Genomic DNA, 17,653 nt, shown 5'->3' with positions numbered 1-17,653 from the left:
GCGCAGGCGCCTTCTCGCCAAAGCTCGGCAATTGAAAACTAAAGGGGGATTTGGGAATGAGGAAAGTCTGGAGGAAAACGGTAGCCATGTTCGTCATGTTTGCATTGTTGACGAGCATAGCGTTACCCGGATGGGGAAGCGTAGCCAACGCTAATTATGTAAGCGCAATCATTTGGCAAGAGGATTTTAATGATACCGTAACAGGCAACTATCCGGCATCCATGAGCGCGCTGACGAGCAGCGTGAATTATTCGGCAGAGGTAGCAGAAATACCGGATGCGGTCAACAAGAGTTTGTTCATAGAACGAACTGCGGCCAATACAACGTCATCCTATGCGAACTATACGCTGCAAGAAGCCGATTATGCCGAGAAGGCAATCGTCGAGGTGCGGGCGAAGGCGATGCAATCGAATGTGATCGCTTATATTCCCGTGCTTCGTGGTGCGGATAATCTGCTGACTCAGGTTGCTTTCCATAGTGACGGAACGATTAAGGCGTTTCGTCCAGCCGGCTGGTTTACGGTAGCATCCTACCAAACTGACGTCTGGTACGACATCCGCATCGATATCGATGCCGAGTCGCAGACGTTTGATGTTTACGTTGACGGAACGCTTGCCGTTGATGGAGAGACATTCCGAACGAATCAGCCTTACTTGAGACAGCTTCAATTCGGCTTGCAAGGCGGTACGAATACGGGCTCGCTCGCTATTGATGAAATAAAGGTATCCAGTCTTACCGAGGAAACAGAGCCGTCTGTCGCATACACATTCGAAGAAGATTTCGAGGGACTCGATATCGGATTGTACCCTCCGAGCTTCGACGTAGAAACGACGGTTGCTGGCAATCGGGCTTTGACTGCTGCTATACCCGGCGACACGGGACAGAGTCTGTCGATTGAACGTTATGAAGGAAACAACGCAGCTACTTACTATATGAGCAAAACCTTGTCCGAGCCGCAGGAGCAAATGCTCCTTTCTTTCAGAGCGATGGCCGGTCAGCAGGATACCGTAGCTTATATCCCTATCCTGCGCGGCAGCAGCGGTGCAATCGCGCAGATCGCTTTCCACAGCAATGGCAATATTGCCGTCCATCAAGGTGGATGGATCACTATAATGGAAGGGTATGAAGCGGATCATTGGTATTCGTTCACCCTTGCGGTGGATGCATCAAGGGGAGAGTTCTCCATATTTATAGACGGCGTTCTCGCAGGTTCGGGTTATACGTTCCAGACCGCTCAGACTGCGATTACCAAAGTGGACTTCGGTCTCTTCCGCGGTCCTGACCCGGCTGTCATGTACATTGACGATGTACAGATCACATCGCTGATCCCGCAGTCGGTCACTTCCGTAGCGTTGTCACCTTCGTTATTGACGATCGACACTGGAGAGCAAGTTGAGATAAACGTAGAAGTAACGCCGGCTGACGCGTATTTCTACGAGCTCGCTTGGTCTAGCAGTGACGAAGCTGTGGCTATCGTGGATGCGAGAGGTCGTGTCACGGGCATTGACGAAGGCGACGCGGTCATTACTGCAGAGGTTACAGATTCGGTAACGAGCCAGAGCTATACGGCAACTGCAGTCGTGGAGGTGGTGCTGCAGCCCGCGACAGGCATTACCCTTCAGCCCGAAGAAGCAACAATGCCCGAGGGCGCATTAATTGCACTGGACGCTGCTGTTCTGCCGATGATTGCAAGTAATCGGGACATAGTGTGGAGCAGCAGCGACGATGCAGTCGCGATTGTGGACGGTTATGGCGGAGTTACCGCTGTATCGCCTGGGATAGCCATCATCACGGCGACTTCGGTGGATGGCGGGTTCACGGCATCTTCTGAAATCACGGTCACGGCTAGACCTATACAGCAAAGCATTTATGTTTCGCCAAGTGGAGATGATCCCAACGCCGGTACGGCACAGTCGCCATTCGCTTCGCTCGAGCGGGCAAGAGATGCAGCCAGACTATTATTGGCTAATCCGCTTAGTGGAGATATCGAAATCGTGCTGATGCCCGGCGTATACGAGCTTGAAGAGTCGTTCAAGCTTGATCAGCAAGATTCGGGAAATAACGGATTTGATGTTGTATACCGTTCGCAAGTCGAAGGGGAAGCGATTATTAGCGGCGGAAGAGCTATTGAGGGATGGCAGCTGCATGATTCGAGCAAAGGAATTTGGCGCGCACCTTCGGAAGGTATTACGACCAGACAATTATATGTGAATGGTGTGCGTGCCATCCGGGCACGGAGTGAAGGCGGTCTTACCGACGCTGTGAAAACTGGAACTGGTTTCACGAGCAAAGACATTTCCATCGCCAATTGGAGCAATCCAAGTGCGGTCGAATTTGTTTTCTTGGAGCAATGGACACAGCCACGTGTAGGGGTGGAATCGGTTCAATTGCAGTCGGGAGGTACGGAAATCGCCTTCACGATGAAGCAGCCTGCTTGGACGGCATCTACTACGAAAGGCGGAACCTCGGTCTCCAAGGGACCTGTCTACATCGAGAACGCGTACGAGCTTCTGGATCGCGAAGGAGAATGGTATGCAGACGATGATTATTTTTATTACAAACCACGTTCGTTCGAAAACGTGAATGAAGCAGTCGTGACGGCACCGGAGCTCGAGGAGCTGCTGGAGGTCGAAGGGCTTTCTGCGGAGCAGCGCGTCCATCATATTCGCTTCGAAGGTTTGTCCTTCGCCTACACAACATGGATGTGGCCAAGCACAGAGATGGGTCTGCCGGATGTACAAAACAATCAATTACGTTATCCGGGTCAAGATGATCGTCTGATCGAAGCGGCTGTCACCGTGAAGCTGGCGCATCATATTGTGTTCGAGCGTAACACGTTCTCCAAGATTGGCAGTACCGGGCTGCAAATGATTCAAGGTATTCAAGACAGCTTCATCAGGGGCAATCGATTCTACGATATTTCTGGAAGCGGGCTGAACGTCGGGGAGCCCACGGTCAATAATGCGGCCATCCATTCTCCGAGCGATGAACGATTACTGATCAGAAATGTCGATATTACGAACAACTATGTGCATGATATTGGAATTGAATACGCTTCGGCAGCCGCTATTTCGGCGGGTTTCCCTACCGATATGGAGATTAGCAACAATCATATCTTCAATATCCCTTATTCCGGCATCCATATTGGCTACGGTTGGTATAATTTCGTCAGCAAAGGTGTAAAGGATGTAAGGGTACACGACAATTATATTCACGATTTGCTTGGAGAAGGCGTTTATGACGGCGGAGCAATCTATGCAGTCGGCTACCACGCGGTTTCTCCGGATCAGCATAATACGGCAATCGGCAACTATATTGAAAATCAGATGAACCGAACGGCGGTCCTATACGCCGACAATGCCTCCAGATATTGGACGTTCCGCTCTAACGTGATCGACTTTACAGATACACCTCAGTGGCCGAATTATGATCTTTATTGGAACAGGGGCACAGAGACGGAATTGATCTTCGACAATACCTATATAACAGGCGGCAAGGTTCATGATTTGTACGGGACGACCTTCACCGTTACGAACACACACGTCTATCCGGATGCCAACTGGCCGCAGGAGGCATTATCGATTATTGCCAATGCGGGACTCAAGGATGAATATGCTGACTTATCCTCCGAGCTGGAGCGGGTGTTGGCGCCGAAAGTGATCGATATCGGTCTAAACGAAACGTATGAATTGAGCTTTGAGGCAACTAAAAACAAGGGCGAGCCTTCGGATTTAAGCTCGGCGACGATTGTATATCGCTCTGGCGACAATAGTGTCGTTTCGGTTGATTCCAATGGTATGCTGAGCGGGCTGTCGGCGGGGAAAACGACCGTCTACAGTGACATTTTGTGGGGGGATCTCATCCGAACGGTTCGCACGGAGGTATATGTAGGCGACGAAGTCCAATCGCTCGGATTCCGAAATGTGAATGGAGAGGGAAGAGTCGTCACGGTTGGAGAATCGCTGGAGCTTGGGGCGTTTGGTCTGACCGAACTTGGTCGTCAACGTGGGCTGGTTACCGTTCAATATTCCAGCTCGGCTCCCGAAGTTCTGACGATTGACGGCAACGGAGTAATGACTGCTTTAATGGAAGGTGAAGCTGCTGTCACCGTGACAGCCACGGTGGATGGCATCGTGCATTCACGGACATTATCGATCGATGTGGCGTTGTATAGCAGCGATCAAGGCCTGGAGATCCAGCCGTATCTACTGAACGACGAGCTGCAGGACGCAACGAATTGGAAGGTGTCCTCCGGTGTAGTCGATCATGTAAACGGGGAAGTGTTATTAACGACTCCTGCAGGTCAAGGATTTTACGAAGGCAATACGTTTCTGAACGAGCTGCTAACCTTCAATCTCCATATCGATGCGGAAGGGGGCTGGCAGGTCATTCAAATTCGTAATCAGAATAAAGCGTCTTCGCTACGCGACACGTATGCGATTGTCATCAAGCAGTCGGAGATTGAGCTCCAGAGATTCAACGGTGGGGTGAGGACAGTCTTATTCGGCAACATTCCGGGTTTTACGAGCTTTGGCGGAGATGCCTACCCCAACGATGTACTGCCTTATCGAGCGGACAGACAAATCCAGGTCGGAGCTATTAATGAGGAGCATGGCGTACGAATCATTCTGAACGTGGATGGGGTCAACATCTTCTATTTCCTTGACAAGGATGTCAATCGAATACAACAAGAGGGGTGGTTTTCCGCGGTTGCGAGATACGGTACATTAAAGCTGGGTTCTGCTTCGCTGGAGGAGCTGCATGTTCAGTACGATGGTAATGGTCATTCCTCTGGAGATGCTCCGGTGGACAACATCTTCTACACGCAAGGCATGGAAGTGGTCATGCTGGACAATACGGGAGCTTTATCGAAGACGGGTCATGTCTTTGGAGGATGGAATACAAAAGCGGATGGCTCAGGCTTGCAGCTTTCACCGGGATCAAGCTTGAATGTAGGCGGCGCTAATCTAACGCTGTACGCCGTCTGGGAACTTGAAGAAACAGGCAGCGGCGAGTCGATTGACGATGGACCTATCGCCCCCGGTCAGGATATCGGAGGCAAGGAGGAGGAGATCGAGCACGAACTTGAATCAGAGTCAGAACCCGAACCAGGTACAGAAGTTATGGAACGTTTCTCTGACGCGTTAGGTCACTGGGCATTTAATTCGATTACCTGGGCAGTAGAACAAAAAATTGTCGAAGGCTATCCAGACGGAACATTTAGACCGGATGTACCCATTAATCGAGCTGAGCTGTCCGTGCTGCTCGATCGGGCAATCTCTCCAGGGGGAGCAGAAGCGAATACGGTGATGTTCGCCGACACGAATGATATTCCGCAATGGGCAAGAGGCGCGGTCGAACGGCTTGCGGCTTTGGGCTGGATTAAAGGGGAGGATGGACAGCGTTTTGCCCCGCTTCGCCAGCTGACAAGAGCCGAATTGGCAGTAATCATCTATCGTGCTTTGGAGCTTCCGAATGGATCCGATATCGGTAAAAGATACAAGGATGAATCATCGATTCCTACTTGGGCAAGAGAGGCGGTATTCGCACTGTACCATGCTGAGCTTATGAATGGGAGAGATAATCATCTGTTCGCGCCAGCTGACACAGTTACCAGAGCAGAGGCATTAACGCTCATTCGGAGAGCACGGCTATGGATGGAGAACTTAGATTAAGACTCAATGAAGTAATAAACGAGCAAGCCCTCCGATATGCAGGAGGGCTTGCTCGTTTGGTCTGACGGTGGGCTGAAATCTACAATCTGCTTATTCGATTACACGCTAAGGTCAAATCGATCTGCATTCATGATCTTGACCCACGCTGCGATAAAGTCCTTCACAAACTTTTCCTTATTATCATCCTGCGCGTAGACCTCTGCAAGGGAGCGAAGGACGGAATTGGAGCCGAAGACGAGGTCCACGACCGTCGCTGTTCGGACAACCTGGCCGCTGCTGCGATCGCGGCCCTCGTACACGCCGTCTTCCGCAGGTTTCCACGCTACATTCATATCCAGCAGATTGACGAAGAAATCGTTCGTCAGCACACCGACACGATCCGTAAATACGCCATGTTGCGTACCGCCATAATTCGTGCCGAGCACGCGCATACCACCGATCAGCGCCGTCAGCTCTGGAGCGCTAAGTTGCAGCAAATGCGCTTTGTCGATCAATAGCTCGGCAGCGATGCTGGAGCTATGTTTGTGATGATAGTTGCGGAAGCCGTCGGCGTAAGGCTTTAAGACAGCGAAGCTTTCCACGTCGGTTTGTTCCTGCGATGCATCGCCGCGTCCTGGAGCAAACGGAACCGTGACATCAAAGCCCGCATCCCGTGCCGCTTTCTCGACTGCGGCGCTGCCTCCGAGTACGATGAGGTCAGCGATACTCACATTTTTGTCAAGCTCCTCCTGAATGCCTTCCAGTATCGTCAGCACCTTGGTTAATTGCTGCGGCTGATTAATCGCCCAGTCCTTCTGCGGAGCCAGACGGATACGTGCGCCGTTGGCGCCGCCTCGCTTATCCGAGCCGCGGAAGGTGCTTGCCGAAGCCCAAGCCGTCGTAACCAGCTCGCTAATCGTAAGTCCGGAGTCCAGAATCGAAGCCTTGATAGATTCGATTTCGTCCTCTGTCAGCTCATAATCGGCAGGTGCCACGGGATCTTGCCAGATCAGTACTTCGTCCGGGACCTCCGGACCCAAATACCTTGCGCGAGGTCCCATGTCGCGATGAGTCAACTTGAACCATGCGCGTGCGAACGCATCAGCGAATTCATCCGGATTCTGATGGAAACGACGAGAGATTTTCTCGTATGCCGGGTCCATGCGCATAGCCATATCGGCTGTCGTCATCATCGTCGGCACACGTATGGACGCATCCTCGGCATCCGGAGCAAGATGCTCCTCGGCGGGATCGATTGGCGCCCATTGATGCGCGCCTGCCGGACTTTGCGACAGCTCCCATTCGTAGCCGAACAGCAGGTCGAAGTAACCGTTATCCCACTGCGTGGGGTTCGCTGTCCAAGCGCCTTCTACGCCGCTAGTGATGGTATCTCGGCCTTTGCCGGAGCCATGCGAGCTGAGCCAGCCCAGTCCTTGCGCCTCGACTGCAGCAGCCTCCGGTTCTGCACCGACGAGTGCAGCGTCTCCTGCCCCATGCGCCTTGCCGAATGTATGACCGCCGGCGACAAGCGCAACCGTTTCTTCATCGTCCATACCCATTCGAGCAAAGGTATCGCGAATATCGCGACCGCTGGCAAGCGGATCCGGATTACCGTTAGGACCCTCCGGATTGACATAAATTAAGCCCATCTGCACGGCGGCAAGCGGATTCTCAAGATCGCGCTCGCCGGAGTACCGCTTGTCGCCAAGCCACTCCGTTTCCTTCCCCCAATAAATATCTTCTTCGGGATGCCAGATGTCCGGGCGCCCGCCGCCGAAACCAAAGGTTTTGCCGCCCATGGATTCAATGGCAACATTACCGGTCAACACGAACAGGTCCGCCCATGAAATTTTGTTTCCATATTTTTGTTTAATCGGCCAAAGCAGTCGACGCGCCTTATCGAGATTGCCGTTGTCCGGCCAGCTATTGAGCGGGGCGAAGCGTTGCGAACCGCTTCCGGCGCCTCCACGACCGTCGCCGGTACGATAAGTGCCGGCAGAATGCCATGCCATCCGGATAAAGAAAGGACCATAGTGACCATAATCGGCGGGCCACCAGTCCTGGCTATCGGTCATGAGATGAAGCAGATCTTGTTTAAGCGCAAAGTAGTCTAGCTTGTGGAACTCTACCGAATATTCGAAGCCTGCGTCCATCGGATTGGACTTTCTGTCATGTTGATGAAGAATGTTGAGATTCAATTGATTGGGCCACCAATCGCGATTTGACGTGCCGCTTGATTTGGGGCTTGTCGCGCTGCCGTGCATGACTGGGCATTTGCCTGTGCTTGCTGTGACGTTTGTGTCCATTGAATCAGCTCCTATTGGTTTATAGAAAATAGCAGTTAATAATAACTCTATTCTATGAAAACGGCTCTAATTCCTGCATGCTGCCTTCCTTTGCAGAGAAGCAATTTGCAGCGTGCATGACTTTGCATTACGGCGCGGTATCCAAACCGAAAGCGACATAGGTTAATGGATCTTTACATTGGATGCGTGCCGTCGACGCCACGGGCAATAAATCGGAGGTGAAATCGGATAACGACGGTAAGCTAGTGTAAGGAATGGTTTATTTCGGCAGGAGGGGAGGCGTTCTATGATGGAAGGGAATACGTAAACGGGAGGTTGGATGTTATGCAGAAGGGAAAGATTACGCTCCCGGAAATCGGGGGTCAAGCAGAAGCGATCAAAGCGGCCTGGTTAGGGCTGCAGGGGCAAGGGGACTGGGTATCATCTTATATCGGTAACCAAAGATTCGATGAGATCGTCTTCATCGGCTCTGGATCGTCTTATTATCAGGCGATGATTATGGCTGCAACATGCAGGTTATGGCTCGGCCGAAGAGCTGTCGCTCTTCCGTCCTCTGATATATTGCTGCTTCGCGAGCAATCTGTAGCGGGGGCAAGCCGTGTCTTGCTGGTTGGCGTTTCCCGTTCGGGCGAGTCCTCGGAGGTTATTATGGCTCTGGATTCGGTGAAGGAATTATTAGGCTGGACAACATGCGGCATTACTTGCCATCCTTCCAGCCAATTAGGAACGATGACAGAATGTTTGGTGTCGCCGCTCGGACAAGAAGCCAGCACGGTTATGACCAAGTCGTTCAGCAGCATGACCTATATGATGCAGGCCGCTATTGCCATGGCAGCGGGGCAACGATATGTCAGTCAAATGGAGAGCGTCAGCGAACTGTCGGCGGACATCGTGGCGCGAAGCGGAGGCTTTGCGGAACAATTAACGGACCGGCATTCGTTCAATAAGATTATTTATCTGGGGATGGGAACGTATTACGGCGCTTCTCAGGAGGCATGCCTGAAGCTCAAAGAGATGGCCTATGTGTGGACAGAAAGCTATGGGACGCTGGAGTTCCGTCATGGTCCCAAGTCGCTCGTTGAGCCTGGCACATTAATCTGTCTGCTTCTATCCGAGCAAACGCGTGCCTATGAGCTCAAGGTCGCAGAAGAGATGAAAAACTATGGAGCTACTGTGATGATCTTAACGGCAGCGGCAGGCGACGATACTTCGTTCGCCGATGAGGTATTCGAGATAGGCGGGGCCTCCCTCTCCGACGAGGCGCGTACCGTTCTCTACATGCCGGTCCTGCAATATTTGGGCTTCTATACAGCCTTGAAGCATGGGGTCGATCCGGATTATCCGCGGAATTTGACTCAGGTCGTCAAGATCTAATGGCATTGACGATTGGGGTGGATGTCGGGGGAACCAATATCGTATGTGGTGTGGTTGACGAAACAGGCCAAGTAATCGGCAAACGGAAACGTCCGACGGAAGCCCATCTTGGCGCTGCGTCGGTGTTGGACCGCATTGCCGCCATGGCAGAAGAATTACGGACGGAATACGGCTCGCAGGATACAATCGGCAGAATCGGCATTGGCATTCCCGGATTGGTGGATCCGCAAGCCGGCTTGTCCCGTTTCGCCGGGAACTTAAATTGGAGGAATATCCCGGTCGCATCCGAATTGGAGCAGCGCATCGGTATTCCTACGTTTCTAGATAACGACGTAAAGCTGTATGTATACGGAGAAGCAGTGGCAGGAGCGGGCAGGGGTTACCGTCACGTACTCGGCATTACGATCGGGACAGGCATTGCTTCCGCCGCCGTAAGCGACGGCAAGCTGCTGTACGGTCATAAGGCGATGGCGGGCGAAATCGGTCACGTACGCATGGACGGAATCGAAGAAGCATGTACATGCGGGTTAAGCGGCTGTCTGGAGACGGTCGCTTCTGCTTCCGGCATGCTCAGGCAAACGCACAAACGATTGGCAGCTGGCCGGGACAGTATTCTGCGGCAATGGTTCCCTGGCGATGCCATATCGGAAATTACCGGAGCCGATTTATCCAAGGCTCTTGATGCTGGAGATTCTCTAGCGACAGAGATCCTTACGAGAGCGGGCAGGTTATGCGGCAGGGCGCTTGCTGCTGCCGCAGCGGTGCTTAGCCCCGAGGTGATCATCGTTGGCGGAGGCGGAGCACTTGCGGGAGAGCGGCTGCTTGGGCCGCTGCGCGAAGAGTTGTTCGCTAATCTAATCCCGGAGTTCCGAGATGGCCTCAAGGTGGTTGCGGCAGAAAATAACGATGAAGCCGGCATCATTGGCAGTGCCTTATATGCGCGTGACCAACGCTAGAGAAATGATATTACTGGGAGGAATTTGTTATGTCTTTGGTATCATCCACACGATTGCTAGAAGCCGCGCGCGCTGGCGGTTATTGCGTCGGGGCGTTTAATGTGCACACCCTCGAGATGCTGCAAGCCGTCGTGGAAGCGGCAGAGGAGCTTCGCTCGCCCCTCATTATTCAGTCTACCGTCGGCACGGTCAAACATCTCGGAGCCGATTACATTGCCGCGGCGGCCATGACGGCTGCACGGAGGAGCTCTGTGCCAATCGCGCTTCATCTCGATCATTGTTCAGACTTCGATATCATCATGCAATGTATCCGTGCGGGCTATACCTCGGTTATGATTGATGCTTCGCATGAGCCATTCGAGGAGAACGTGGCGGCAACTCGCAAGGTTGTAGAAGTAGCGAGAGCAGTAGGCGTTAATGTAGAAGCCGAGCTCGGAAGAGTTGGCGGCGTAGAGGACGACATCGTAGTCGACGAACGTGACGCGATGCTGGCCGATCCGGATGAGTGCGCGGAATTTGTGAGCTTGACGGGCGTTCATACCCTTGCACCGGCTATAGGCACGGCTCATGGTATTTATAAAGGAGATCCCAACATCGACTTCGACCGTATCGGGCGCATTGCCTCCAAAGTATCGGTCCCGCTTGTCCTGCACGGCGGATCAGGGATCCCGGACGAACAGGTAAGGAAAGCGGTATCGCTTGGCATGGCCAAGATGAACGTGGCTACGGAGCTGCGCATTGTATTCTCCGATGCGATCAAAGCGGTGTTCGAGAACAATCCGCAAGAAAATGATCCGAGAAAATATATGGTGCCGGCTAAGCTGGCGCTCAAATTGGCCGCGATGGAGAAGATCCGGTTATGCGGCTCCGAGGGCATGGCTTGAGTCAGCCAACTGTTGCGCCGCAGTTCATGAGAAGGTGGAGGATTTCATGAGATCCTTAATCGTTACGGTAACATTAAATGCTTCAATCGATAAAACCTATTATGTACCGAGTTGGTCCAAAGGCAGCGGCGCGAGGGCCGTACAAACGATATCGACCGCTGGCGGCAAAGGACTGAACGTAGCACGGGTACTGAGGCAGCTTGGACATGAGAGGGTAGTCGCAACGGGATTCACGGCGGGGTACAATGGCATGTACATTGTGGAACAGATCGCCAAAGAAGGAATCCGCCCCGCATTTGTCCAAGCAGAGGGAGAATCCCGTATCTGCATGAACGTCATCGACCAAAGCGATGGCTCCTCCACGGAGGTGCTGGAGGCGGGTATTGAGGTAGGCGAGGCGCAATTGACGGAGCTGAAAGGGATGCTCCGTCTGGTAAGCAAGGAGGCTGCCCTTGTTATATTCGCGGGGAGCCTGCCGCGAGGCGTGCCTAACAGCTTATATGCGGAATTAATCGGAATTGCGCACGAAGAAGGCGCTAGGGCTTTTCTGGACGCGAGCGGAGATGCCTTGCTGCTCGGTCTTGCCGGAAAGCCGGACTTCGTCAAGCCTAATGAAGAAGAGATGAACGCCCTGCTCCCTGTAGAGGAACGGGGCGATTCACGTCGAGGGCTAGAAATATTAATGGAACAAGGGATTACACAGGCCGTTATTACGCTGGGTTCAGCCGGAGCGGTTGCGGGAGCCGAAGGTCAGCTCTATCGGGTAGTTCCCCCTAGCCTGCAGGCTGTCAATGCGGTGGGCAGCGGTGACGCGTTCGTTGCTGGATACGCTTTCGGCTTCGTCCGGGGGTGGCCCGCGACGGAATGTCTGCGCTACGCCGCTTCGGCCGGAAGCGCGAATGCCATGTCGCCGATGACAGGGGATGTGCGCGCAGATCTAATGACCGCAATGCTGGAGCAAGTCAAGGTAGAGACGCTGAGGACAAATGAAAAGGAGGTATGAGCGTGGAAACGCAATCGGGCTTCAGCATTCGTTGTGTAAGCTCTCTAGAGAAAGTATTCCCGGACGAAGAGCTTAACGCTCCAGCCTGGAATGCGGCATCGGCACTGCAGGGAGAAGTGTTTTCGTTACAGGTCGCTTATTGCGCGGATCGGCTCGTGAAGCCGTTACAATGTCGCATAACGGCTGGACTTACGAATGAAGTAACGGTCAGATCCGTCGGTCTTGTGCCGTCGGAGCTGCCTTGTTATACAGATCATGATGATAACGTGCTTCGTTCGAAGCCTGGACTATATCCCGATCCCTTGTACCCGATATCCGAGTATCAAGCTACAGGGCTGCCAGGTCAATGGCGTTCGTTCTGGTTGACGGTCGAAATCGGGGAGAATGAACCGTCTGGCGTCTATACGATAAACATCCAGTTATGCGATTCTGCCGGTCAGGTAAGGGGAGAAGAACAGTTCAAGCTCGAGATTATCGATGCTAGACTACTGCCGCAAACCTTGATTCACACGGAGTGGTTCCATGCCGACTGTCTAGCGACGCATTATGGAGCGGAACCGCTGAGCGAGGAGCACTGGCAATGGATCGAACGATTCGTAAGGACGGCGGCCAAACACGGTATAAATATGATTCTGACGCCATTGTTCACGCCGCCGCTCGATACGGCAGTCGGGGCTGAGAGACCGACGGTTCAGCTGGTAGACGTAGAGAGGCTGGCGACAGGCGAATATGTATTTTCTTTTGATAAGCTGGCGCGATGGATTGAAGTGTGCTCGGCTGCAGGCATCCGTTACTTCGAATTCGCGCATCTGTTCACCCAATGGGGAGCTGGACACGCGCCAAAAATTATGGCGAATACATCTCAAGGTATAACTCGCATCTTCGGATGGGATACGGATGCTTCGGGCGCAGAATACGGTGGATTTCTAGCACAGCTGTTGCCTCAGCTAGTTTCATTTGTTAGAAAGGAGGGGCTGGCCGATCGTTGTTATTTCCATGTTTCGGATGAGCCTACCGCCGCGCATATGGAAAGCTACCGAAGCGCTGCTGCGATGGTGAACGAGCACTTGGAGGGATTTCCGGTTATCGATGCGCTCTCCGATTATTCTTTCTATGAGCAGGGGCTTGTCCGGAGACCGATTCCGTCCGCTGATCACATCGAACCGTTCCTGAATGGCGGCGTACCGGATCTATGGACGTACTATTGCTGCGCGCAGTCGCGCGATGTCACGAACCGATTCTTCAATATGCCTTCTGCACGTAATCGTATTCTTGGGATGCAGCTCTATAAATTTCAAATGGCCGGGTTCCTGCATTGGGGTTATAATTTCTGGTATAAACAATATTCAGCAGGTGCCATTGACCCGTTCCGAGTGACGGACGCGGGTCATGCGTTCCCCTCAGGGGATGCCTTCCTTGTCTACCCCGGAACGAATGGTCCGATAGAATCTATTCGCCTGGAAGTATTGTTCGAGGCGCTTCAGGATTTGCGCGCGCTGCAAAGTCTGGAATCCCTCGTCGGACGTGAGGCAACGATCGGGCTGCTGGAGCAGGATCTGGAGGACGAGATTACGTTCAAACGGTATCCGAAGGACCCTGAGTGGCTGCTCGCGACTAGAGAGAGGATCAATAGAGCCATTGCGGAGCATCCGAACAGGTAGGATGACAGGTTTATACGCTTAATTGTAGGGAGGCAGCTAGATAGATGGGGCTTATCAAAGTTTTGTTCTGGTTCGATGTAGAGGACTTTATCAATCCGGAGTCTGAGGACGCGCTGCTGGGGTTACTCGACTTGCTGGACGAGAGAGGCATAACGGGCATCTTCAAATTGGTCGGAGAAAAGATTCGAGTGTTGGACAGAAATGGACGGTCCGATATTCTCGATAAGCTGAAGCGCCACGAAGTTGGCTATCATACGGATTGGCATAGCGTACATCCTGTTGTAACCGAATATTTAGAGCCGCTTGGCTTCCGCGAGGGAGCGGAGCAGTTCGTGATCCGCGAAGGCGGAGGGTTCGATGATCTCAAGCGGATTACCGGGGAACCTGTGCGGTGTTATGGTCAGCCGGGGCAAGCGTGGGCGCCGCAAGTATTCCCCGCGCTTCGCCGCTGGGGCGTCTCCGCCTATCTGGACGGTCATGATCAGGTGACGATGAACGGTCTTCCATTCTGGTACGGCGGATTACTGCATCTGGCATCGCTGGAAGGTCTGATGGGAATGCCGCTAATCGAAGGCGCATTGCCGAAAGCGATGGAAACATTCGATAAACTCTGCGAGCAGCAGAAGGATAAGGATGTTGGTTTTATTAGCATTTTCTATCATCCTACTGAGTTTGTATTCGAGGAGTACTGGGATGCGGTCAACTTCTCTAAAGGAAATAATCCGCCTCCCGAACAATGGGTGAAGCCGCGATTCCGGCCAGAAGGGCATATGCGCATGTATTTGGACCTTGTCGCGCAGCTGGTTGATTATACGCTCACCAAGCCGAATGTTTCATACGCTTCGACGGAAGAAATCATCGCGCTGGAGAAAACGACGGACAGACCTTTATCCGCTAGCGAGATTGTGGCAATTGCGAGCCAGATCGGAACCGAGCTTCGATATTGGGGGGACGGCAGTATCAATCTGTCGGCAGGCGAGCTGTTTGGCGTGTTCCGCCAAATCGCGCTGGGCTCCAAAGAAGCAACTCCAGAGCTGATCTACGGCCCTGAGCGCGATTATGACGAAGGACCGGCGGCCAGGGCCGTGCGCGTGTGCGACATCTTAGCTGCAATTGCGAAGCCGCTGCCTACCGTATGCGATTATCCGCAGCTGCCGGATTTCTTCGAAGCCGGAGGGACCAAGCTGGGTCCTGCTGCTATGACTTGCACGCTGGCGGCTATCATTCGAGATGGACTTGGTCCAGAAGATTCTATCATCCCCCTCCACGGGCGACTTCAGTCGGTCGAACACTCTGGCGTAGTCGGCGAGTGGTCTACTTACTGGTGTATCTTCCCAGAGGATCTGCAAGTGCCGAATATTGTGGAGCAGTCCCGGCTGCAGACGTGGACGATCAAACCAGCTATATTCTCGCGTATATCGGGAGGTTGAGACATGAGAGAAGCAGACTTTCTAACCGAAGCTTCTATTCGGGAAATCAATAAGTGGCTTGCTCTGCCCGAAGAACCTTTAGCTGCTGTACTAGAAGCAGCGGCTATCGTAAGGGAGGACGACGGCTTATTGGAGTTGTTGCTGCAATACGTCGTTGCCGCACAGATGGACTTGAATGAGGCGGCGTTCAGCGGAGCGATAAAGGGGCTCCCGGCAATCTCGGATGCCAGGAAAGAAGAGCTGAAGAACACTTTGAAGGAGCGGGCAGGATTATTTAACGTGTTAGTCGTCGTCGGCTTGCTCCCATGGACGATCCGATACTACCGATCCAAGGGCATCCAGGAGAGTGTGCTCGCCGAAACGATGAGCGATCTATTCATCTGGATGACCCATCATCATGCAGAGCATGGTGGTTGGGGACTGGATAATCTGGCCTGGCTTCTGAATCATGTCGGAGGGAGGATCTTCCGGCTGGGACGTCTGCAATTTGTGCACAAGATTTCGGATCATGACATTATCGTCATGCGCCACCGTGAGTCAGGACGCACAGTGCTGTTCTCAGAGCCTGGCATTCATTACCGCAGCGACGGATTAGTGAATGGTACCAACGGAAAGGTTGAAGCGGACAAGTATTGGACATCGGGCTTTCATCAGGATGACGGAGGTTTTACGGGATATCCATTGATTCCGACGGGACTTGCTTCGCAGGGGCTTATCCGACTGTCCTCTGCTGATTGGGAAGTGGCGTTCCGACGCGGCGATCCCGTGCTGGATATGCATATCCCGGAAGGGGAGCCTATGCTCCCCGAAGCATGCGAAGAATCGATGAAGAGAGCAGTCGCCTTCTTTGGCGAATATTTTCCTGAGAAAGCGGTCAAAGCCTTCGTGTGCGTCTCCTGGCTGCTCGACTCGCAGCTTGCGGATATCTTGCCTGCAGCCTCGAATATTACAGCGTTCCAGCGAAAACTCCAATTGTTCCCGGTGTTGTCCGATGAGCGAGAGACTTATGTTCGGGTATTCGGCACGGAGACGCTGGATCCATCGACGGCAAGTAGCGATACAGGCCTCCGTAAGGCGATTATTGCCTTCGCGGCGAACGGACATCGACTTCACGGCGGCGGCGGAATCAGAATGATCGGATGAACAGCCAAGCGATAGAACCTATGTAAGAAACAAGCTCCCATCCTCTGCTGTAAGCAGGACGGGAGCTTTGTTGTGTTTGTGCACGGTGCGGTGCTTATTCGACGAATCCGCGTCCGAGGACGGATGCCATATGCTCTTCTCCGTCCTCGTTGCGGATAATCACCTGATTATGGAGGTTGATCGTGCTGCAGATATGATTGGGGACAATATGCAAGACATCGCCAGGACGCAATCCAGAGGCTTGTGCGACAGGGCCGAGCTTCAGCATGCCGTGCTCTTCGGAAAGCCGCTCCAGCAGGATATCCTCCCATTCGAGCACGTGGCCAAATCCCTGAAGCTGAAGGGGTTGCGACATCGGTTGAATGTCCGTGGCAAATGTTTTGCTGCCGCCGTCAATAATGGCGAGATCGATGGATGGCCGGCTGACGATGGTAACGCGGACGCTGGCGGCCCAGTCCTCAGGTGTGCACACGCCAAAACGTGCTTGCATGCGGTCCTGAAACACATAGGTTCCAGGTCTAATCTCGGTAATGCCAGGTACGTCAGCCACATAGAGAGCAGTTGGCGTAGAGCCGACGCTTACATCCTCGATCTCGACTCCATGCTCGCGAATGCGGGCGGCGAGCTCAGCCATCAATTTGCCTTCATCCGCCCCTGCCGTCTTCAGATCCAGCGTTGGCTTGCCGTTATAGACAGCTCCTCGATAGGTGTAGATACCGTTCAAATGGAGGGAGGGCATAGAAGCGATCTGTTCCGCCAATTCTAAGGCATTATCGTACAGGACGCCGGTTCGGCGCATGCCGGTATCGATTTCGAGCCGAACCTGAATGACTTGACCGGACCGCGCAGCCGCATCCGCAAGCATTCGTGCTGATTCCAGACTATCAACGCCGGCTATCAAATGAATGTGCGCTGCGAGCTGCAGGAGCCTATCGATTTTGCCGGGGGAGACGATTGGATAAGCAATGAAGATATCCGCGATGCCATGCCGGGCCATCAGCTCCGCTTCCGATAGTTTGGCGACCGTGATACCGGACGCGCCTGCCTGTACTTGTTTGAGCGCAATAGCTGGCATTTTGTGCGTCTTCACATGCGGTCTTAGCTTGACTCCGGCTTTCTTGGCTGCAATCGCCATCTTGTTGATGTTGCTAGTCATGATGCCGGCATCAATTACGATATGAGGCGTTTCCATTTGTATATCATCCTTTTCAAAGCATTCGGCAGCGGACTCCGGCGCCAATC

10 protein-coding genes are annotated in these 17,653 nt (G+C 53.2%); 8 read left to right on the top strand and 2 right to left on the bottom strand.

Annotated elements, in window-relative coordinates:
• The first annotated feature begins 56 nt into the window (after positions 1-56).
• Positions 57-5,675: an Ig-like domain-containing protein gene (locus ACX1C1_RS24315; protein WP_458954692.1), complete on the top strand. Its 5,619-nt coding sequence runs from the start codon at positions 57-59 to the stop codon at positions 5,673-5,675.
• A gap of 98 nt (positions 5,676-5,773) precedes the next feature.
• Here the strand turns inward: ACX1C1_RS24315 and katG are convergent, their stop codons facing one another.
• On the bottom strand, positions 5,774-7,960 hold the full coding sequence (katG, locus tag ACX1C1_RS24310; protein ID WP_458954691.1) for a catalase/peroxidase HPI: 2,187 nt from the start codon (positions 7,958-7,960) through the stop codon (positions 5,774-5,776).
• A gap of 324 nt (positions 7,961-8,284) precedes the next feature.
• Between katG and ACX1C1_RS24305 the strand changes: the two genes are divergently transcribed.
• From ACX1C1_RS24305 to ACX1C1_RS24275, 7 genes are read left to right on the top strand one after another with little or no spacing between them, the layout of a single operon-like run.
• A complete protein-coding gene (locus tag ACX1C1_RS24305) occupies positions 8,285-9,334 on the top strand; it encodes an SIS domain-containing protein (protein ID WP_458954690.1) in 1,050 nt (349 codons plus the stop codon).
• Positions 9,334-10,290: an ROK family protein gene (locus tag ACX1C1_RS24300; RefSeq protein ID WP_458954689.1), complete on the top strand. Its 957-nt coding sequence runs from the start codon at positions 9,334-9,336 to the stop codon at positions 10,288-10,290. The genes ACX1C1_RS24305 and ACX1C1_RS24300 overlap by 1 nt, the downstream gene beginning before the upstream one ends.
• 29 nt (positions 10,291-10,319) lie before the next feature.
• On the top strand, positions 10,320-11,174 hold the full coding sequence (fba, locus tag ACX1C1_RS24295) for a class II fructose-1,6-bisphosphate aldolase (RefSeq protein WP_458954688.1): 855 nt from the start codon (positions 10,320-10,322) through the stop codon (positions 11,172-11,174).
• A gap of 46 nt (positions 11,175-11,220) precedes the next feature.
• Positions 11,221-12,177 (top strand): 1-phosphofructokinase family hexose kinase, encoded by a 957-nt coding sequence (locus ACX1C1_RS24290; protein ID WP_458954687.1) that lies wholly within the window; start codon positions 11,221-11,223, stop codon positions 12,175-12,177.
• Between the two features lie 2 nt (positions 12,178-12,179).
• Entirely contained in the window at positions 12,180-13,838 is a 1,659-nt protein-coding gene (locus tag ACX1C1_RS24285) for a DUF4091 domain-containing protein (RefSeq protein WP_458954686.1), read from the top strand.
• 44 nt (positions 13,839-13,882) lie between these two features.
• Positions 13,883-15,268, top strand: a complete 1,386-nt coding sequence (locus tag ACX1C1_RS24280) for a polysaccharide deacetylase family protein (protein WP_458954685.1) — start codon at positions 13,883-13,885, stop codon at positions 15,266-15,268.
• A 3-nt stretch (positions 15,269-15,271) separates the two neighbouring features.
• Positions 15,272-16,411: an acyltransferase domain-containing protein gene (locus tag ACX1C1_RS24275; RefSeq protein ID WP_458954684.1), complete on the top strand. Its 1,140-nt coding sequence runs from the start codon at positions 15,272-15,274 to the stop codon at positions 16,409-16,411.
• A 94-nt stretch (positions 16,412-16,505) separates the two neighbouring features.
• On the opposite strand, the gene ACX1C1_RS24270 is transcribed toward ACX1C1_RS24275, so the two are convergent.
• Positions 16,506-17,603 (bottom strand): alanine racemase, encoded by a 1,098-nt coding sequence (locus ACX1C1_RS24270; protein ID WP_458954683.1) that lies wholly within the window; start codon positions 17,601-17,603, stop codon positions 16,506-16,508.
• Positions 17,604-17,653 lie beyond the last annotated feature (50 nt).

This window comes from Paenibacillus sp. strain BS8-2 (assembly GCF_054483835.1).
Note: the sequence above shows the minus strand (reverse complement) of the source record. Positions and strands in the feature narration are given on the sequence as shown.

Bases quoted from the DNA above. Each gene is read 5' to 3' on its own strand.
- ACX1C1_RS24315 (WP_458954692.1), top strand. From the start codon at position 57: ATGAGGAAAGTCTGGAGGAAAACGGTAGCCATGTTCGTCATGTTTGCA.
- fba (WP_458954688.1), top strand. From the start codon at position 10,320: ATGTCTTTGGTATCATCCACACGATTGCTAGAAGCCGCGCGCGCTGGC.
- ACX1C1_RS24300 (WP_458954689.1), top strand. From the start codon at position 9,334: ATGGCATTGACGATTGGGGTGGATGTCGGGGGAACCAATATCGTATGT.
- ACX1C1_RS24270 (WP_458954683.1), bottom strand. From the start codon at position 17,603: ATGGAAACGCCTCATATCGTAATTGATGCCGGCATCATGACTAGCAAC.
- ACX1C1_RS24275 (WP_458954684.1), top strand. From the start codon at position 15,272: ATGAGAGAAGCAGACTTTCTAACCGAAGCTTCTATTCGGGAAATCAAT.
- ACX1C1_RS24280 (WP_458954685.1), top strand. From the start codon at position 13,883: ATGGGGCTTATCAAAGTTTTGTTCTGGTTCGATGTAGAGGACTTTATC.
- katG (WP_458954691.1), bottom strand. From the start codon at position 7,960: ATGGACACAAACGTCACAGCAAGCACAGGCAAATGCCCAGTCATGCAC.
- ACX1C1_RS24305 (WP_458954690.1), top strand. From the start codon at position 8,285: ATGCAGAAGGGAAAGATTACGCTCCCGGAAATCGGGGGTCAAGCAGAA.
- ACX1C1_RS24290 (WP_458954687.1), top strand. From the start codon at position 11,221: ATGAGATCCTTAATCGTTACGGTAACATTAAATGCTTCAATCGATAAA.